Consider the following 15,354-nt stretch of genomic DNA (forward strand, 5'->3'; position numbering starts at 1 on the left):
ACGTGAACCCCGGTTGTTTCCCGCCATTTCGCGGCCCGAAACCAGATCCCCAGTGTGACTTACGCGACGGATCACCGGCCCGGTCTGCACGTCCCGCTCATGGAGGCGTAGCCTTTATTCCCGCTGTCCATCACCTTGTGAGAAGCGGAAGAGGGCGGTTACCGCCGTGTCGCCACAGTCCCCCAGTAACTCGAGCATCTCCACCGAGACCGACCAAGCGGAGCAGGGCAAGAGCCCTGCCGCCGCCTTCGGTCCCAATGAGTGGCTCGTCGACGAGATCTATCAGCAGTACCTCCAGGACCCGAATTCGGTCGACCGCGCCTGGTGGGACTTCTTCGCCGACTACAAGCCCGGTGCCGCGGCCACGGGGGCCGCGCCGACCGAGGCTGTGAAGGCGCCGGCGCAGAAGGCCGAGGCCCCGGCCCAGCCGGCGCCCGCCGCGCAGACCCAGGCCGCCCCCGCCGCACCGGCGCCCGCGAAGGCCCCCGAGCCCGCGAAGCCCGCCGCCGCGCCCGCGCAGCCGGCTCAGACCGCTCAGCAGGCGCCCGCCGCGAAGGCCGCCCCCGCTCCCGCCGCCCCCGCTCCGAAGAAGGCTGAACAAGTGACGACCGAGGCCCCCGCCGGCCCCGAGCTCGTGACGCTGCGCGGTCCCGCCGCCGCCGTCGCGAAGAACATGAACGCCTCCATCGAGGTCCCCACGGCCACGTCCGTGCGCGCCGTCCCGGTGAAGCTGCTGTTCGACAACCGCATCGTCATCAACAACCACCTCAAGCGCGCCCGCGGCGGGAAGATCTCCTTCACGCACCTCATCGGGTACGCGATGGTGCAGGCCATCAAGGCCATGCCGTCGATGAACTACTCCTTCGCGATGAAGGACGGCAAGCCGACGCTGGTCAAGCCGGAGCACATCAACTTCGGCCTCGCGATCGACCTGGTGAAGCCCAACGGCGACCGCCAGCTGGTCGTGGCGGGCATCAAGAAGGCCGAGACGCTGAACTTCTTCGAGTTCTGGCAGGCCTACGAGGACATCGTCCGCCGCGCCCGCGACGGCAAGCTGACGATGGAGGACTTCTCCGGCGTCACGGTCTCCCTGACCAACCCCGGCGGCCTCGGCACCGTCCACTCCGTGCCGCGTCTGATGCCCGGCCAGTCGGTCATCATGGGCGTCGGCTCGATGGACTACCCGGCGGAGTTCCAGGGCACCTCCCAGGACACCCTGAACAAGCTCGGCATCTCCAAGGTCATGACGCTCACGTCGACCTACGACCACCGGGTCATCCAGGGCGCCGCCTCCGGCGAGTTCCTGCGCATCGTCGCGAACCTCCTCCTCGGTGAGAACGAGTTCTACGACGAGATCTTCAAGGCCCTGCGCATCCCCTACGAGCCGGTCCGCTGGCTCAAGGACATCGACGCCTCGCACGACGACGACGTCACCAAGGCCGCCCGCGTCTTCGAGCTGATCCACTCCTACCGGGTCCGCGGCCACGTCATGGCCGACACCGACCCGCTGGAGTACAAGCAGCGCAAGCACCCCGACCTGGACATCACCGAGCACGGGCTCACCCTGTGGGACCTGGAGCGCGAGTTCGCCGTCGGCGGCTTCGCCGGCAAGTCGATGATGAAGCTGCGCGACATCCTCGGCGTGCTGCGCGACTCGTACTGCCGCACCACCGGCGTCGAGTTCATGCACATCCAGGACCCCAAGCAGCGCAAGTGGATCCAGGACCGCATCGAGCGCTCGCACTCCAAGCCGGAGCGCGAGGAGCAGCTCCGCATCCTGCGCCGCCTGAACGCGGCGGAGGCGTTCGAGACGTTCCTCCAGACCAAGTACGTCGGCCAGAAGCGCTTCTCCCTGGAGGGCGGCGAGTCCGTCATCCCGCTGCTCGACGCGGTCATCGACTCCGCCGCCGAGGCCCGCCTCGACGAGGTCGTCATCGGCATGGCCCACCGCGGCCGCCTGAACGTCCTCGCGAACATCGTCGGCAAGTCGTACGCGCAGATCTTCCGCGAGTTCGAGGGCAACCTCGACCCGAAGTCGATGCACGGCTCCGGCGACGTCAAGTACCACCTGGGCGCCGAGGGCACCTTCACCGGCCTGGACGGCGAGCAGATCAAGGTCTCCCTCGCCGCGAACCCCTCCCACCTGGAGACGGTCGACCCGGTCATCGAGGGCATCACCCGCGCCAAGCAGGACATCATCAACAAGGGCGGCACGGACTTCACCGTCCTGCCCGTCGCCCTGCACGGTGACGCGGCCTTCGCGGGCCAGGGCGTGGTCGCCGAGACGCTCAACATGTCGCAGCTGCGCGGCTACCGCACGGGCGGCACGGTCCACATCGTCATCAACAACCAGGTCGGCTTCACCGCCGCCCCGGAGTCCTCGCGCTCCTCCATGTACGCCACCGACGTGGCCCGCATGATCGAGGCGCCGATCTTCCACGTGAACGGTGACGACCCCGAGGCCGTCGTCCGCGTCGCACGGCTGGCCTTCGAGTTCCGCCAGGCGTTCAACAAGGACGTCGTCATCGACCTCATCTGCTACCGCCGCCGCGGTCACAACGAGTCGGACAACCCGGCGTTCACGCAGCCGCTGATGTACGACCTGATCGACAAGAAGCGCTCGGTGCGCAAGCTCTACACCGAGTCCCTCATCGGTCGCGGCGACATCACCCTGGAGGAGGCCGAGCAGGCGCTCCAGGACTTCCAGGGCCAGCTGGAGAAGGTCTTCACCGAGGTCCGCGAGGCCGTCGCGCAGCCGGGCGAGGCCCAGATGCCCGAGCCGCAGGCCGAGTTCCCGGTGCCCGTCAACACGGCGATCTCCCAGGAGGTCGTCAAGCGCATCGCCGAGTCCCAGGTCAACATCCCGGACCACGTCACGGTGCACCCGCGTCTGCTGCCGCAGCTCCAGCGCCGCGCCGCGATGATCGAGGACGGGACGATCGACTGGGGCATGGGCGAGACCCTCGCCGTCGGCTCCCTCCTCCTGGAGGGCACCCCGGTCCGGCTGTCCGGCCAGGACTCGCGCCGCGGCACCTTCGGCCAGCGCCACGCCGTCCTCATCGACCGGGAGACCGGCGAGGACTACACGCCGCTGCTGTACCTGTCGCCCGACCAGGCCCGGTACAACGTCTACGACTCGCTGCTCTCCGAGTACGCGGTCATGGGCTTCGAGTACGGCTACTCGCTCGCGCGCCCCGAGTCCCTCGTCATGTGGGAGGCGCAGTTCGGTGACTTCGTCAACGGCGCGCAGACGGTCGTCGACGAGTACATCTCGGCCGCCGAGCAGAAGTGGGGCCAGACGAGCGGTGTGACGCTGCTCCTCCCCCACGGTTACGAGGGCCAGGGCCCGGACCACTCCTCGGCCCGTGTCGAGCGCTTCCTCCAGCTCTGCGCGCAGAACAACATGACGGTCGCCATGCCGACGCTGCCGTCGAACTACTTCCACCTCCTGCGGTGGCAGGTGCACAACCCGCACCACAAGCCGCTGGTGGTCTTCACGCCGAAGTCGATGCTGCGCCTCAAGGCCGCCGCGTCGAAGGTGGAGGAGTTCACGTCGGGCCAGTTCCGCCCGGTCATCGGCGACGAGTCGGTGGAGGCGAGCGCGGTCCGCAAGGTCGTCTTCGTCGCGGGCAAGCTCTTCTACGACCTCGACGCCGAGCGCAAGAAGAAGGGCATCACGGACACGGCGATCATCCGCGTCGAGCGTCTGTACCCGCTGCCGGGCGCCGAGCTCCAGGCGGAGATCGCCAAGTACCCGAACGCCGAGAAGTACCTGTGGGCGCAGGAGGAGCCGGCGAACCAGGGTGCCTGGCCGTTCATCGCCCTCAACCTGATCGACCACCTGGACCTCGCCGTCGGTGCGGGCCTCCCGGGCACCGAGCGTCTGCGGCGCATCTCGCGCCCGCACGGCTCGTCCCCTGCGGTCGGCTCCGCCAAGCGCCACCAGGCCGAGCAGGAGCAGCTCGTCCGCGAGGTGTTCGAGGCGTAGTCGCCCCGGTCACTGTGCAGGGCCGCATCCCCGTCAGGGGGTGCGGTCCTGCCGCATATCCTGGGGGTATGTACTTCACGGACCGTGGCATCGAAGAGCTGGAGAAGCGGCGCGGCGAGGAGGAGGTCACCTTCGAGTGGCTCGCCGAGCAGCTCCGTACGTTCGTCGATCTCAACCCGGACTTCGAGGTGCCGGTGGAGCGCCTGGCGACGTGGCTGGCGCGCCTGGACGACGAGGACGAGGACGAGTAGCTCCGTCCTACGGGCGTCTGGGCACCGTCAGTCGCGGGCCGCGCGCATCCGGTCGTAGGCGAGTCCGAGCGCGCCCTGGACCAGCAGCAGGCCGCCCGCCGCGAGCCAGCCGCCACCGCGCCTGCGCAAGCCGTACACCGTCAGCGGCAGCCCGGCCGCAAGGTGCGCGGCGGCCAGGGCGCGCCCCTTGGGGCCGCGCATCCACGGGCCGATGCCGGTGGTCTCCACGACGTCCAGTTCCGCGTGGACGGCGTCCCGCCAGCCGGGCCACTCGACGGTCTCGGCGCCGTCCCGCCGCGCGGCTTCGCACAGGCGGTCGGACGGTTCGCCGGGGACCAGGCCCGGGGGCAGGGCGAGTCCGGTACGGGTGAGCACCGCGAGCAGGCCGCGCAGCCGGGCGCGGGCGTCGGCCGCGGTGTCGGGCGTGGTCAGCACGTCGAGGGACTGCATGTCGAGCACCGGGTCGAGGCCGAGGCGGGCGGCGAAGGTCCGCATGGCCTCCTCCTCGCCGACGGGCGTGCCGTTCGCCAGCCACTCGTAGCCGACGGGGCGGCGGAAGCCGGAGGCGAGCGTGAAGCCGCTGCGGTCGGCGTCCCACCACAGCGCGAGTACCGGCCAGGGCGCGCCGACCGCGAGCGCCGCCGCCCAGCCGCCGAGGATCCGGTCGATGACCTCGCTGGGGTCGCCGCCGCCGTCCGTCGCGGCCCGCCACGGCTCGCTCTCGGGCACGAGCACGCTCCACTCGGCGCCTGCGCGGGTGAGCAGCATCCGCTGGCGCAGCAGTTGGGCGGCGGGGCCGACGACATCGGGTTCGGCGCGGCAGAGCAGCAGTGCGCCGGTGGCGGATCGCGGGGACGGCATGTATCCACGCTAGGGGCAATTCACCCCACTTGCACCACAGATAGATGCTGTTCGGTGGCGCGGGTCCGGGAGTGACCCGCACGGGACTTCGCGACAGTCTTGACTTTCCGTAACCGAGATATATCGTGTTGGACAGAGGACGCGATATGGCGCGTTCGCTCCATGCGAGGAGGTCGCACCATGACCGAGTGGTCCGTCGGGGAGCCGCGGAAACTCACCTTCGACGATCCGGTGACGGCCCTGCACGTACGCATCGTGAACGGCACGGTGAACGTGGTGGGCACCGAGGAGGACACCGCCCGCCTGGAGGTGTCGGAGATGGAGGGGCCGCCGCTGCGGGTCGCCCTGGAGGGCGGCACGCTCACCGTCGCCTATGACGACCTGCCCTGGAAGGGCTTCCTCAAATGGCTCGACCGCAAGGGCTGGCACCGCAGCGCCGTCGTCTCGCTGGCCGTGCCGAGCGGCACCCGCGTCGAGCTGGGCGCGGTGGGCGCGGGCGCCGTCGTCTCCGGCATCGAGGGGCGCACCGAGGTGAAGGGCGTCACCGGCGACACCACGCTGGTGGGCGTCACCGGCCCGGTGCGCACCAGCACGGTCTCCGGCAGCGTCGAGGCGCAGGCGGTCACCGGTGATCTCCGGTTCAACTCGGTCTCGGGCGACCTGACCGTCGTCGAGGGCTCCGGCCCGCTCGTGAAGGCCGACACCGTCAGCGGTTCGCTGGTCGTGGACCTGGACCCGGCGGGCCCCACGGACGTGGCGCTGACGAGCGTCTCCGGCGAGATAGCCGTCCGCATCCCGCACCCGGCGGACACCGAGGTCGAGGCGAGCACGGCGAGCGGAGCGGTCTCCAACGCCTTCGAGGGGCTGCGCGTCTCCGGCCAGTGGGGCGCCCACCGGATCGCCGGGCGGCTCGGCGCGGGCACCGGCACCCTCAAGGCGACCACGGTCTCCGGCTCGATCGCGCTGCTGCGCAGGCCCCCGGGCGAGGACGACGAACCCGCCACCCCCACCGCCGACGACCCCGCCGATGCGCCGGCCGACGCCCCCGCCGACAAGAAGGTGCTCTGACATGCCCCCCGTCTTCGCCCACGGCCGCCTGCGCCTGTACCTCCTGAAGCTGCTGGACGAGGCCCCGCGCCACGGCTACGAGGTGATCCGCCTGCTGGAGGAGCGCTTCCAGGGGCTCTACGCGCCGTCGGCGGGCACGGTCTACCCGCGCCTGGCCAAGCTGGAGTCGGAGGGCCTCGTCACCCACACGACCGAGGGCGGCCGCAAGGTCTACGCGATCACCGACGCGGGCCGCGCCGAGCTGGCCGACCGCAGCGGTGAACTGGCCGACCTGGAGCTGGAGATCCGCGAGTCCGTCGCCGAGCTGGCCGCCGAGATCCGGGACGACGTGCGGGGCGCGGCGGGCGATCTGCGCCGCGAGGTGCGGGCCGCCACCTCGCAGGCGCGCGGCGCCCGTGGCGGCCGGACGCCGGACCTCGGCGACCTCATGGACTTCACCGACAAGGAGTCCTGGCGCACCGCCAAGGAGGAGCTGCGCCGCGCCAAGCAGGAGTGGAAGGAGCAGGCGCGGCGGGCGAAGGACGAGAGCCGCCGGGCCCGCGAGGAGGCGCAGCGGGCGCGCCGCCAGGCCAAGGAGACGCAGGACAAGGTGCGGGCGCAGGCGCAGGACGAGTTCCAGCGGATGGCCAAGCGCGTGCAGGACCAGGTGCAGGACCACTTCGCGCGGGGCGACTGGCCGACGGGCGTGCGGGAAGGGCTCTCCGAGCTGGCGAAGGAGTTCGGCGAGTTCGGCCGCACCTTCGGCAAGGACTTCGGGACGGCGGAGCCCGCGTACCGCCCCGGGTCGGAGAAGGTGGCCGCGGAGTACGTGCCGTCCTGGGCCGCCGAGGACTCCACCGGCGACCCGGCCCGCGACCTGGACCGCCTCCTGGACCGCTTCAGGGACGACATCCGCGACACGGCCCGCGACCACGGCGTCTCCGCCGACCAGGTCACGGCGGCCCGGAACCATCTGGCGGAGGCGGCGGCGCGGATCGGGGAGGTGTTGCGGGGGCCGAAGGTGTGAGGGGGTCCGGCCGGCGCGGTCCGCTTCCGCGCCGGGCCGGTGAGGACGACGCCGCGCCCGGTTCGGAAGCCGTACGGCGTGCAGCACCGCCCAGCACGATCAGCCCACGTCCAGCGCCCTGTGACTCATGACCCCGGGGCGTTCAGCTCGCCGCCGCCTCGCCGCCCGCGTACAGGACCCGTTCCAGCGCGGGGACCGTCACCCCGTGTGCGGCCAGCGCCTCGCTCGTGATGCCGGGGCGGGTCGCCAGGGCGAGGAGGAGATGTTCGTCGCCGATCGCGCGGTCGTGGTGGGCCAGCGCCATGCGCAGGGACGACTCCAGGACGCCCTTGGCCCCCTTGGCGAAGGGGCGCCGCCCGCCGAGGCGACGGCCGCCGCTCAGCGCCCCGACGCCGTGGGCCTCCTCGACCCGGGCGACGACCTCGTCCACGTCGATGCCGAGCCCGGCGAGGGCCTCCGCGTCGGCCTGGCTGAGCCCGGCGCGGCGGCGTGCGGTGAGCAGCGCCTCGCCGATCGACGCCCGCTTCCCGGCGGTGTCCGCGCCGAGCGCGCCCAGGGCGAAGGAGCCCCGGGTGCCGCGGGCGTCGAGGACGGCGAGGAGCAGGTGGCCCTCGTCGACGTGCGGGGCGCGCTCCCGTTCCGCATGGACGTAGGCGCCTTTGACCACGTCCCGGGCGCCCTTGGTGAACCGCTCGAACATCATCGCCTCCCGTACTTCTTGTGCACGGCCTGCCGGCTGACCCCCAGCTCGGCCGCGATCTCCTGCCACGACCAGCCCTGATTGCGCGCGTTGCGCACCTGTACCGCTTCCAATTGCTCGAGCAGCCGCCGCAGCGCGGCGACGGACCGCAGCCCGACGCGCGGGTCGCGGGCGCCCGCCTGCTCGGCGAGATCTGTAGCCTCGGTCATGGTGTCAATGTAGGTTGACAGTGCCCACGCGTCAACCAGGGTTGACATCGATGGTGCGAAAAAGGGGCGCCGCAGCGCCCCTCCCCCGCTCGGTCCGCTGGTCAGACCGTCAGCACGATCTTCCCGAACAGCTCGCCGCCGGCCATCTTCTCGAACCCTTCCCGCGCCCGGTCCAGCGGCAGCGTCTCGTCGATGACCGGCCGCACCCCCGTCGCCGCGCAGAAGGACAGCAGGTCCTCCAGCTCGTCCTTGGAGCCCATCGTCGAGCCGACGACCTTCAGCTCCAGGAAGAAGATGCGGTTCAGCTCGGCCGACTTCGGGCTGGGCCCGCTGGTCGCGCCGGAGATGACCAGCGTGCCGCCCGGCTTAAGCGACTTGACGGAGTGCGACCAGGTCGCGGCGCCGACGGTCTCGATCACGGCGTCCACCCGCTGCGGCAGCCGCGCCCCGGACTCGACGGCCTCGACAGCGCCGAGTTCGAGCGCGCGCTTGCGCTTGGCCTCGTCGCGGCTGGTGGCGAAGACCCGTAGACCGGCGGCCTTGCCGAGGACGATCGCGGCGGTTGCGACACCGCCGCCCGCGCCCTGCACGAGCACCGAGTCACCGGGCCGCACGCCCGCGTTCGTGAAGAGCATCCGGTACGCGGTCAGCCACGCGGTCGGCAGGCACGCGGCCTCCTCGAAGGAGAGCTCCTTGGGCTTGGGCAGCACGTTCCACTCGGGGACCGTGACCTGCTCGGCGAAGGTGCCCTGGTACTTCTCGGTGAGGATGGAGCGGCCCTCGCGGGGCCCGACGCCGTAGCCGGTCTGGCCGATGACGGAGTGGAGCACGACCTCGTTGCCGTCGCGGTCGATTCCGGCGGCGTCGCAGCCCAGGATCATGGGCAGCGCCTCCTCGCCGAGCCCGACCCCGCGCAGGGACCAGAGGTCGTGGTGGTTGAGGGAGGCGGCCTTGACGTTCACGGTCGTCCAGCCGGGACGGTCCTGGGGGGCGGGCCGCTCCCCCAACTCCAATCCGTTCAGCGGCTGGTCACGGTCGATGCGGGCGGCATAGGCGGCGAACATGACCTTGACGATAGGCGTCCCGCCAGGAGCGGGGAACCACCCACGGCTGTGACACACGTCCTCTGGCGCACCACGAGAAAAGGGCCCCACACAAGGCGGGGCCCCTTTTCACACGAGCATCACGACCAGCCCGGCCAAGCACGACCAGCACGTGCACCACGACCAAGCGCGGCCAAGCCGACCAGCACGGCCAGCACAGCCAGCACGAGTACCACGACCCACGTGGCCAGCACCACCAGCGCGGCCAGCACGCGCACCACGACCAACACAGCCAACACCACCAGCACGGCCCAGCGCGGCCAGCACGGGCATCACTACCAGCGCGGCCAAGCACGGCCAGCACGCGGATCACGACCAGCGCGGCCAAGCACGAGCATCACGGCCAGCACTACCAGCGCAGCCAGCACCACCCGCGCCGCCAAGCCCGAGCAGCGCGGTCAGCACCGCCAGCACGGTCAAGCCCGGTCAGCCCGGCCCGCGCGGCCGGCACCTGGCACGGCCGCGAAGGCACTACCGCCGCGCCACGCCCTCGGCCCGCGCGGCAGCGGCGACCGCCGCGGTCACCGCGGGGGCGACCCGCTCGTCGAACGGTGACGGGATGACGTACTCGGCGGAGAGGTCGTCGCCGACCACGGAGGCGAGCGCCTCGGCCGCGGCGATCTTCATCGTCTCGGTGATCCGCGAGGCCCGGACCTGCAGCGCGCCCGCGAAGATCCCCGGGAACGCGAGCACGTTGTTGATCTGGTTCGGGAAGTCCGAGCGCCCGGTGGCGACGACGGCCGCGTACTTGTGCGCGACGTCGGGGTGCACCTCGGGCGTCGGGTTGGCCATCGCGAAGACGAACGCGCCCGGCGCCATCGAGGCGACCGCGGCCTCCGGGACCGTACCGCCGGAGACGCCGATGTAGACGTCGGCGCCCGCGAGGGCGTCCTCCAGGGAGCCGGAGAGGCCGGCCTTGTTGGTGATCTCCGCCAGCTCGCGCTTGACCTCGGTGAGGTCCTCGCGGTCGCGGCTGACGATGCCCTTGCGGTCGGTGACCGCGACGTCGCCGAGCCCCGCCTCCAGGAGGAACTTGGCGATGGCGACGCCCGCCGCGCCGGCGCCGGAGATCACGGCGCGCAGCTCGCCGAGCGTGCGGCCGCTGAGCCGGGCCGCGTTCTTCAGCGCGGCCAGCGTGACCACGGCGGTGCCGTGCTGGTCGTCGTGGAAGACCGGAATGTCGAGCTTCTCCTGGAGCCTGCGCTCGATCTCGAAGCAGCGCGGCGCCGAGATGTCCTCCAGGTTGACGCCGCCGAAGGACGGGGCGAGCCGCACGACGGTGTCGACGATCTCGTCCACGTCGGTCGTGGCGAGGGCGATCGGCACCGCGTCCACGCCGCCGAACTGCTTGAAGAGGATGGCCTTGCCCTCCATCACCGGGAGGGACGCCTCGGGGCCGATGTCACCGAGCCCGAGCACGGCCGTGCCGTCGGTCACGACGGCGACGACGCTCGACTTCCACGTGTAGTCGTGGACGAGCTCCGGCTGCTCCGCGATCGCGCTGCACACCTTCGCGACGCCGGGCGTGTACGCCAGGGACAGGTCGTCCTTGTCACGGACCGGCACGGTGGCCTGCACGGCCATCTTGCCGCCACGGTGCAGCGCGAACGCCGGATCGAAGGGGTCCGCGACGTCGCTGCCGCCCTCGGTGCCGGTACTGCTGTCGCTGCGAGGATTGACGATCTCCGCTGCCACTTGTCTTACCCCTTAGGTTCTGAATCAGGTGAGGGTGTCCGCTCCTGGTTGAGGAGCGGGCGGGCACCGCGTACGCCCCAGTCGGTTCCTGTTGGGGAACCGCCGCACAGGTGCGTACACGACGGGCGCGCCGCACGCGCGCCCTGAGCCCCGGATGAGGGGTGTAAAGAACCTTCTTACCCGACGGACCGTGGTGCGGACGACCCCATACGTGATCGATCACAGCCCGGTGACATGACTCATAGCCGAATATGTGGACAAGTCGTCAACTCGCGCTCGACGCCCGCCGGAACACGGCTCGAATATTGAGACGCCAGGCCGTCGGCCGGAGATTTTCCCGTCACCCCGCGGCGGGCCCGCAGATGATCCGGCCCCATGCACCGTGATGAGCCACCGTGTTGGCCGTCTTGGCGGACCCGTTATCCGATTTTGACATCGCCGACCCCCAACGGCCGCCCGTCCGAATGGCAAGATGCCGTTCATCGCAACGACATCGCACGAGGTCGCGACACCCGAAGGTGTGTGCCCAGGCGACCGAACGGCAACTCCACCCATTCCGCCGGAGGACCCCACCATGACCGCAAGCACCACCCGTCGCACGACCGCGCACTCCGCGAAGTCCCGGACAGCCGCGGTCGGCGCGATCGCGGTCGCCGGCGCCCTGCTGCTCACCGGCTGCGGTGACCAGACGAAGTCGAAGGACAACGACTCCTCCTCCGCCTCGGGCTCCTCGACGTCGGCGCCGCTCGCCGACAAGCTGCCGGCGCAGATCCGCGACAAGGGCGTCATCCACGTCGGTTCGGACATCGCGTACGCGCCCGTCGAGTACAAGGACGACTCGGGCAACGCGGTCGGTATCGACCCGGACATCGCCGCGGCGCTCGGCAAGCAGCTCGGCGTGCGGTTCGACTTCCAGAACGGCAAGTTCGCCGACCTCGTGGGTGGCCTCGCCTCCAAGCGCTACGACATCGCCATGTCGGCCATGACGGACACCAAGGACCGTCAGAACGGCATCGACAGCGACACCGGCAAGAAGGTCGGCAAGGGCGTCGACTTCGTCGACTACTTCACCGCGGGCGTCTCGCTCTACACCAACAAGGGCGACGACCAGGGGATCAAGACCTGGGACGACCTGTGCGGCAAGACGATCGCCGTGCAGACGGCGACCTTCTCGCAGGACCTCGCCAAGGAGCAGGCGAAGAAGTGCGAGAAGGACGGCAAGAAGGCCCTGAAGGTCGAGGACTTCGCCACCAACCCGGAGGCCGAGACCCGGATGCGCTCCAAGGGCGCCGACGTCGTCTCCGCCGACTACCCGATCGCCGCGTACTCGGTGAAGAAGTCGGGCGGCGGCAAGTACTTCGAGATCGTCGGCGACCAGGTCGAGGCCGGCCCCTACGGCATCGCCGTCGCCAAGGACGCCACGCAGCTGCGCGACGCCCTCAAGGCCGCGCTGGACGCGATCATCAAGAACGGCGAGTACAAGAAGATCATCGCGAAGTGGGGCGTCGAGGACGGCGCCGTCACCGAGGCGAAGATCAACGGTGGTTCCTGACCCCAGCACTCTGACGGGCTCTGAAAGGCACCACCCATGACACCACCCCTCAGCAAGGCGAACGAGCCCGCGGGCAGCGCGCCCGCGGGCGCCCCGCCGGAGGCCATCAAGGCCATCCCGGTCCGGCACCCGGGCCGCTACGTCTCCGCGGTCGTCGCCCTCGCACTGCTCGGCGCCATCGTCTACGCCTTCTCGCAGGGCAAGATCCAGTGGGGCACGATCCCCGACTACTTCTTCGACGACCGGGTCCTCACCGGCGTCGGGAAGACGCTCGAACTGACCGTGCTCTCCATGGTCATCGGCGTCGTCGGCGGCATCGTCCTCGCCGTGATGCGCATGTCGAAGAACCCGGTGACCAGCACCATCGCCTGGTTCTACATCTGGTTCTTCCGCGGCACCCCGGTCCTCGTCCAGCTGTTCATCTGGTTCAACCTGGGCCTGGTCTTCGAGTACATCAACCTCGGGTTCATCTACAAGGACTACTGGTCCTCGTTCATGACCCCGCTGCTGACGGCGCTCCTCGGACTCGGGCTCAACGAGGCCGCGTACATGGCGGAGATCTGCCGCTCCGGCCTCCTCGCCGTCGACGAGGGCCAGACCGAGGCCGCGCACGCGCTCGGCATGAGCCACTCCAAGACCCTGCGCCGCATCGTGATCCCGCAGGCCATGCGCGTCATCGTGCCGCCCACGGGCAACGAGGTCATCAACATGCTGAAGACGACCTCGCTCGTCTCGGCCGTGCAGTTCCTCGACCTGTTCAAGGTGGCCTCGGACATCGGCCAGTCCTCCGCCTCCACGGTGGAAATGTACTTCCTGGCCGCCGCCTGGTACCTGGTCCTCACCTCGATCTTCAGCGTCGGGCAGTACTACATCGAGCGGTACTACGCGCGCGGCACGTCCCGTTCGCTGCCCCCGACCCCGCTGCAGCGCCTGCGCACCGTCGTCGGCCGCCCGAAGGGAGGTGCCGCGTGAGCACTCCGGAGAAGACGGCCTCCGCCGCCACAGCCATGGTCAAGTCCGAGGGCGTCCACAAGTCCTTCGGCAACGTCGAGGTCCTCAAGGGCATCGACCTGGAGGTCAAGCAGGGCGAGGTCTTCTGCCTCATCGGCCCCTCGGGCTCCGGCAAGTCGACGTTCCTGCGCTGCATCAACCACCTGGAGAAGATCAACTCCGGTCGCCTCTACGTGGACGGGGAACTGGTCGGCTACCGGCAGAAGGGCGACAAGCTCTACGAGCTGCGTGACAGCGAGGTCGCCCTCAAGCGCCGGGACATCGGCATGGTCTTCCAGCGCTTCAACCTCTTCCCGCACATGACGGCCCTGGAGAACGTCATGGAGGCGCCGGTCCAGGTCAAGGGCGTCTCCCGGGCGCAGGCCCGGGAGCGGGCGGGTGAACTCCTCGAACGCGTCGGCCTCGCCGACCGCGCGAAGAACTACCCCTCGCAGCTCTCCGGGGGCCAGCAGCAGCGCGTCGCCATCGCCCGCGCGCTGGCCATGGACCCGAAGCTGATGCTCTTCGACGAGCCGACCTCCGCGCTCGACCCCGAGCTGGTCGGGGACGTCCTCGACGTCATGCGCGGGCTCGCCGAGTCCGGCATGACGATGGTCGTGGTCACCCACGAGATGGGCTTCGCCCGCGAGGTCGGCGACAGCCTGGTCTTCATGGACGAGGGCGTGGTCGTGGAATCAGGCCATCCCCGCGACGTCCTGACGAACCCCCAGCACGAACGGACGCAGGGCTTCCTCTCCAAGGTCCTGTAGCCATCCCGGCTGACCCGGGGGAGGGTGCGCGCCCGGGGCTGGACCCCGGGCGCCCCTTCCCCGGGCGCACGCCCCCGTGCGAGGCGCCCGGGCGTGTGACCCCTGGCGCCTCCGTCTCGAGCACGTGCCCGAGCGCGGGTCCCGCCGTGGTCGCTCGCACAGCTCCCCGCGCCCCTGAGACGCGCACTCCGTGCACCATCTCAGGGGCACGTACGCGCGGAACCACCTCACCACGGGGAAGGCGCGGCGCAGCCGCAGGCCTTCAGGGGCGCGGGGAACTGCGCGACCAGCCACAACGCACCCGCACCCCGCGACGGGACAAGACCCCGCAGACGCGACCGCGCACGGTCACCGCAGCGCCAGCACCATCGCATCGGACGGCGACGCCCACACCGCCCGAGCCTCGCCGAACCCCGCCCCGAGCAGCGCCTCGACATGCCAGGCGACCGACGGCGTATCCCCGTCCGCATGCTCCCCGTAGATCTCGAACCGCCGAGCCGTCGGCTCCGCGAGAACCGGATCCTTGGCCGCCAGCTCCCACCACGCGGCCCAGTCGAGCGCCCCCTCCGCCTTCGCCGAGTCCATGGCCGCATGCCGAACCGCCCGCTCCGCGGCGTTGATCCGGGGCGTCGTCTGGTCGATCATGTGGTCCGCGTTCATGAGGACGCCGCCGTCCCGGACGAGTCCGGCGAGCTGGCCGTAGAGCGTCGCGAGGGGTTCGGTATGCAGCCAGTGCAGGGCGGTGGCGGTGAGCACGGCGTCGTACGAGGTGTGCGGCAGCGCCTCCGTCCAGCGCGGGTCCTTGAGGTCGGCGGTGACGAAGGCGGTGCGCGGGTCGTCCTCGAAGGTGCCGCGCGCGATGGCGAGCAGCGCCGGGTCGAGGTCGACCCCGACGCTGGTGGCCTCGGGGAAGCGGGCGAGCAGCCGTGCGGTGATGCTGCCGGTGCCGCAGGCGAGGTCGAGGACGCGGGGTGTGCGCCCGACGCATGCCTCGACCATGTCGAGCATGACCCGGAACCGCTCCTCGCGGTCGGGCATGTACCACTCCTGCTGCCGGTCCCAGCTCTGCTGCCAGGCGTGCCAGTCGGTCCCGGTGATGTCGGTCTCGGTCATGAAGCCCTCCCGTACGGGCATCGTGTGCGTGATGCGCCGCGCACCCCG

At 70.7% G+C, this 15,354-nt stretch carries 14 protein-coding genes; 7 read left to right on the top strand and 7 right to left on the bottom strand.

Annotated elements, in window-relative coordinates; genetic code table 11:
• Positions 1-166: 166 nt before the first annotated feature.
• Complete coding sequence (locus ABZ877_RS04550) at positions 167-3,988, top strand: multifunctional oxoglutarate decarboxylase/oxoglutarate dehydrogenase thiamine pyrophosphate-binding subunit/dihydrolipoyllysine-residue succinyltransferase subunit (RefSeq protein WP_361064212.1); 3,822 nt, start codon at positions 167-169, stop codon at positions 3,986-3,988.
• Positions 3,989-4,056: 68 nt separating this feature from the next.
• A complete protein-coding gene (locus ABZ877_RS04555) occupies positions 4,057-4,239 on the top strand; it encodes a DUF6104 family protein (RefSeq protein ID WP_003961784.1) in 183 nt (60 codons plus the stop codon).
• Between the two features lie 27 nt (positions 4,240-4,266).
• Here ABZ877_RS04555 and ABZ877_RS04560 read toward each other — a convergent pair whose 3' ends face one another.
• Complete coding sequence (locus ABZ877_RS04560; RefSeq protein WP_361064215.1) at positions 4,267-5,100, bottom strand: hypothetical protein; 834 nt, start codon at positions 5,098-5,100, stop codon at positions 4,267-4,269.
• 180 nt (positions 5,101-5,280) lie between these two features.
• Here ABZ877_RS04560 and ABZ877_RS04565 point away from each other — a divergent pair, with 180 nt between their 5' ends.
• On the top strand, positions 5,281-6,168 hold the full coding sequence (locus tag ABZ877_RS04565; protein WP_361064217.1) for a DUF4097 family beta strand repeat-containing protein: 888 nt from the start codon (positions 5,281-5,283) through the stop codon (positions 6,166-6,168).
• A gap of 1 nt (position 6,169) precedes the next feature.
• Complete coding sequence (locus ABZ877_RS04570) at positions 6,170-7,174, top strand: helix-turn-helix transcriptional regulator (RefSeq protein ID WP_361064220.1); 1,005 nt, start codon at positions 6,170-6,172, stop codon at positions 7,172-7,174.
• Between the two features lie 142 nt (positions 7,175-7,316).
• On the opposite strand, the gene ABZ877_RS04575 is transcribed toward ABZ877_RS04570, so the two are convergent.
• From ABZ877_RS04575 to ABZ877_RS04595, 5 genes are all read right to left on the bottom strand, one after another.
• Complete coding sequence (locus ABZ877_RS04575) at positions 7,317-7,874, bottom strand: Clp protease N-terminal domain-containing protein (RefSeq protein ID WP_361064754.1); 558 nt, start codon at positions 7,872-7,874, stop codon at positions 7,317-7,319.
• A complete protein-coding gene (locus tag ABZ877_RS04580; protein WP_361064223.1) occupies positions 7,874-8,083 on the bottom strand; it encodes an HTH domain-containing protein in 210 nt (69 codons plus the stop codon). Before ABZ877_RS04580 ends, ABZ877_RS04575 begins: the two co-directional genes overlap by 1 nt.
• A 101-nt stretch (positions 8,084-8,184) precedes the next feature.
• Positions 8,185-9,147: a zinc-binding dehydrogenase gene (locus ABZ877_RS04585; protein ID WP_361064226.1), complete on the bottom strand. Its 963-nt coding sequence runs from the start codon at positions 9,145-9,147 to the stop codon at positions 8,185-8,187.
• A 119-nt stretch (positions 9,148-9,266) separates the two neighbouring features.
• Complete coding sequence (locus ABZ877_RS04590) at positions 9,267-9,416, bottom strand: hypothetical protein (RefSeq protein ID WP_361064229.1); 150 nt, start codon at positions 9,414-9,416, stop codon at positions 9,267-9,269.
• Positions 9,417-9,657: 241 nt separating this feature from the next.
• Positions 9,658-10,881 carry an NADP-dependent malic enzyme gene (locus tag ABZ877_RS04595; protein ID WP_361064232.1) on the bottom strand — a complete coding sequence of 408 codons (1,224 nt, stop codon included), beginning with the start codon at positions 10,879-10,881 and terminating at the stop codon, positions 9,658-9,660.
• Positions 10,882-11,455: 574 nt separating this feature from the next.
• Here ABZ877_RS04595 and ABZ877_RS04600 point away from each other — a divergent pair.
• From ABZ877_RS04600 to ABZ877_RS04610, 3 genes are read left to right on the top strand one after another with little or no spacing between them, the layout of a single operon-like run.
• Positions 11,456-12,433 carry an ABC transporter substrate-binding protein gene (locus ABZ877_RS04600; RefSeq protein WP_361064235.1) on the top strand — a complete coding sequence of 326 codons (978 nt, stop codon included), beginning with the start codon at positions 11,456-11,458 and terminating at the stop codon, positions 12,431-12,433.
• Positions 12,434-12,469: 36 nt separating this feature from the next.
• Positions 12,470-13,405 (top strand): amino acid ABC transporter permease, encoded by a 936-nt coding sequence (locus ABZ877_RS04605; RefSeq protein WP_361064239.1) that lies wholly within the window; start codon positions 12,470-12,472, stop codon positions 13,403-13,405.
• 35 nt (positions 13,406-13,440) lie between these two features.
• On the top strand, positions 13,441-14,193 hold the full coding sequence (locus ABZ877_RS04610) for an amino acid ABC transporter ATP-binding protein (RefSeq protein ID WP_361064757.1): 753 nt from the start codon (positions 13,441-13,443) through the stop codon (positions 14,191-14,193).
• Between the two features lie 348 nt (positions 14,194-14,541).
• On the opposite strand, the gene ABZ877_RS04615 is transcribed toward ABZ877_RS04610, so the two are convergent.
• Positions 14,542-15,306, bottom strand: a complete 765-nt coding sequence (locus ABZ877_RS04615) for a class I SAM-dependent methyltransferase (RefSeq protein ID WP_361064242.1) — start codon at positions 15,304-15,306, stop codon at positions 14,542-14,544.
• Positions 15,307-15,354: the final 48 nt, after the last annotated feature.

Source organism: Streptomyces sp. NPDC046939 (assembly GCF_040644575.1).
Lineage (GTDB): Bacteria > Actinomycetota > Actinomycetes > Streptomycetales > Streptomycetaceae > Streptomyces.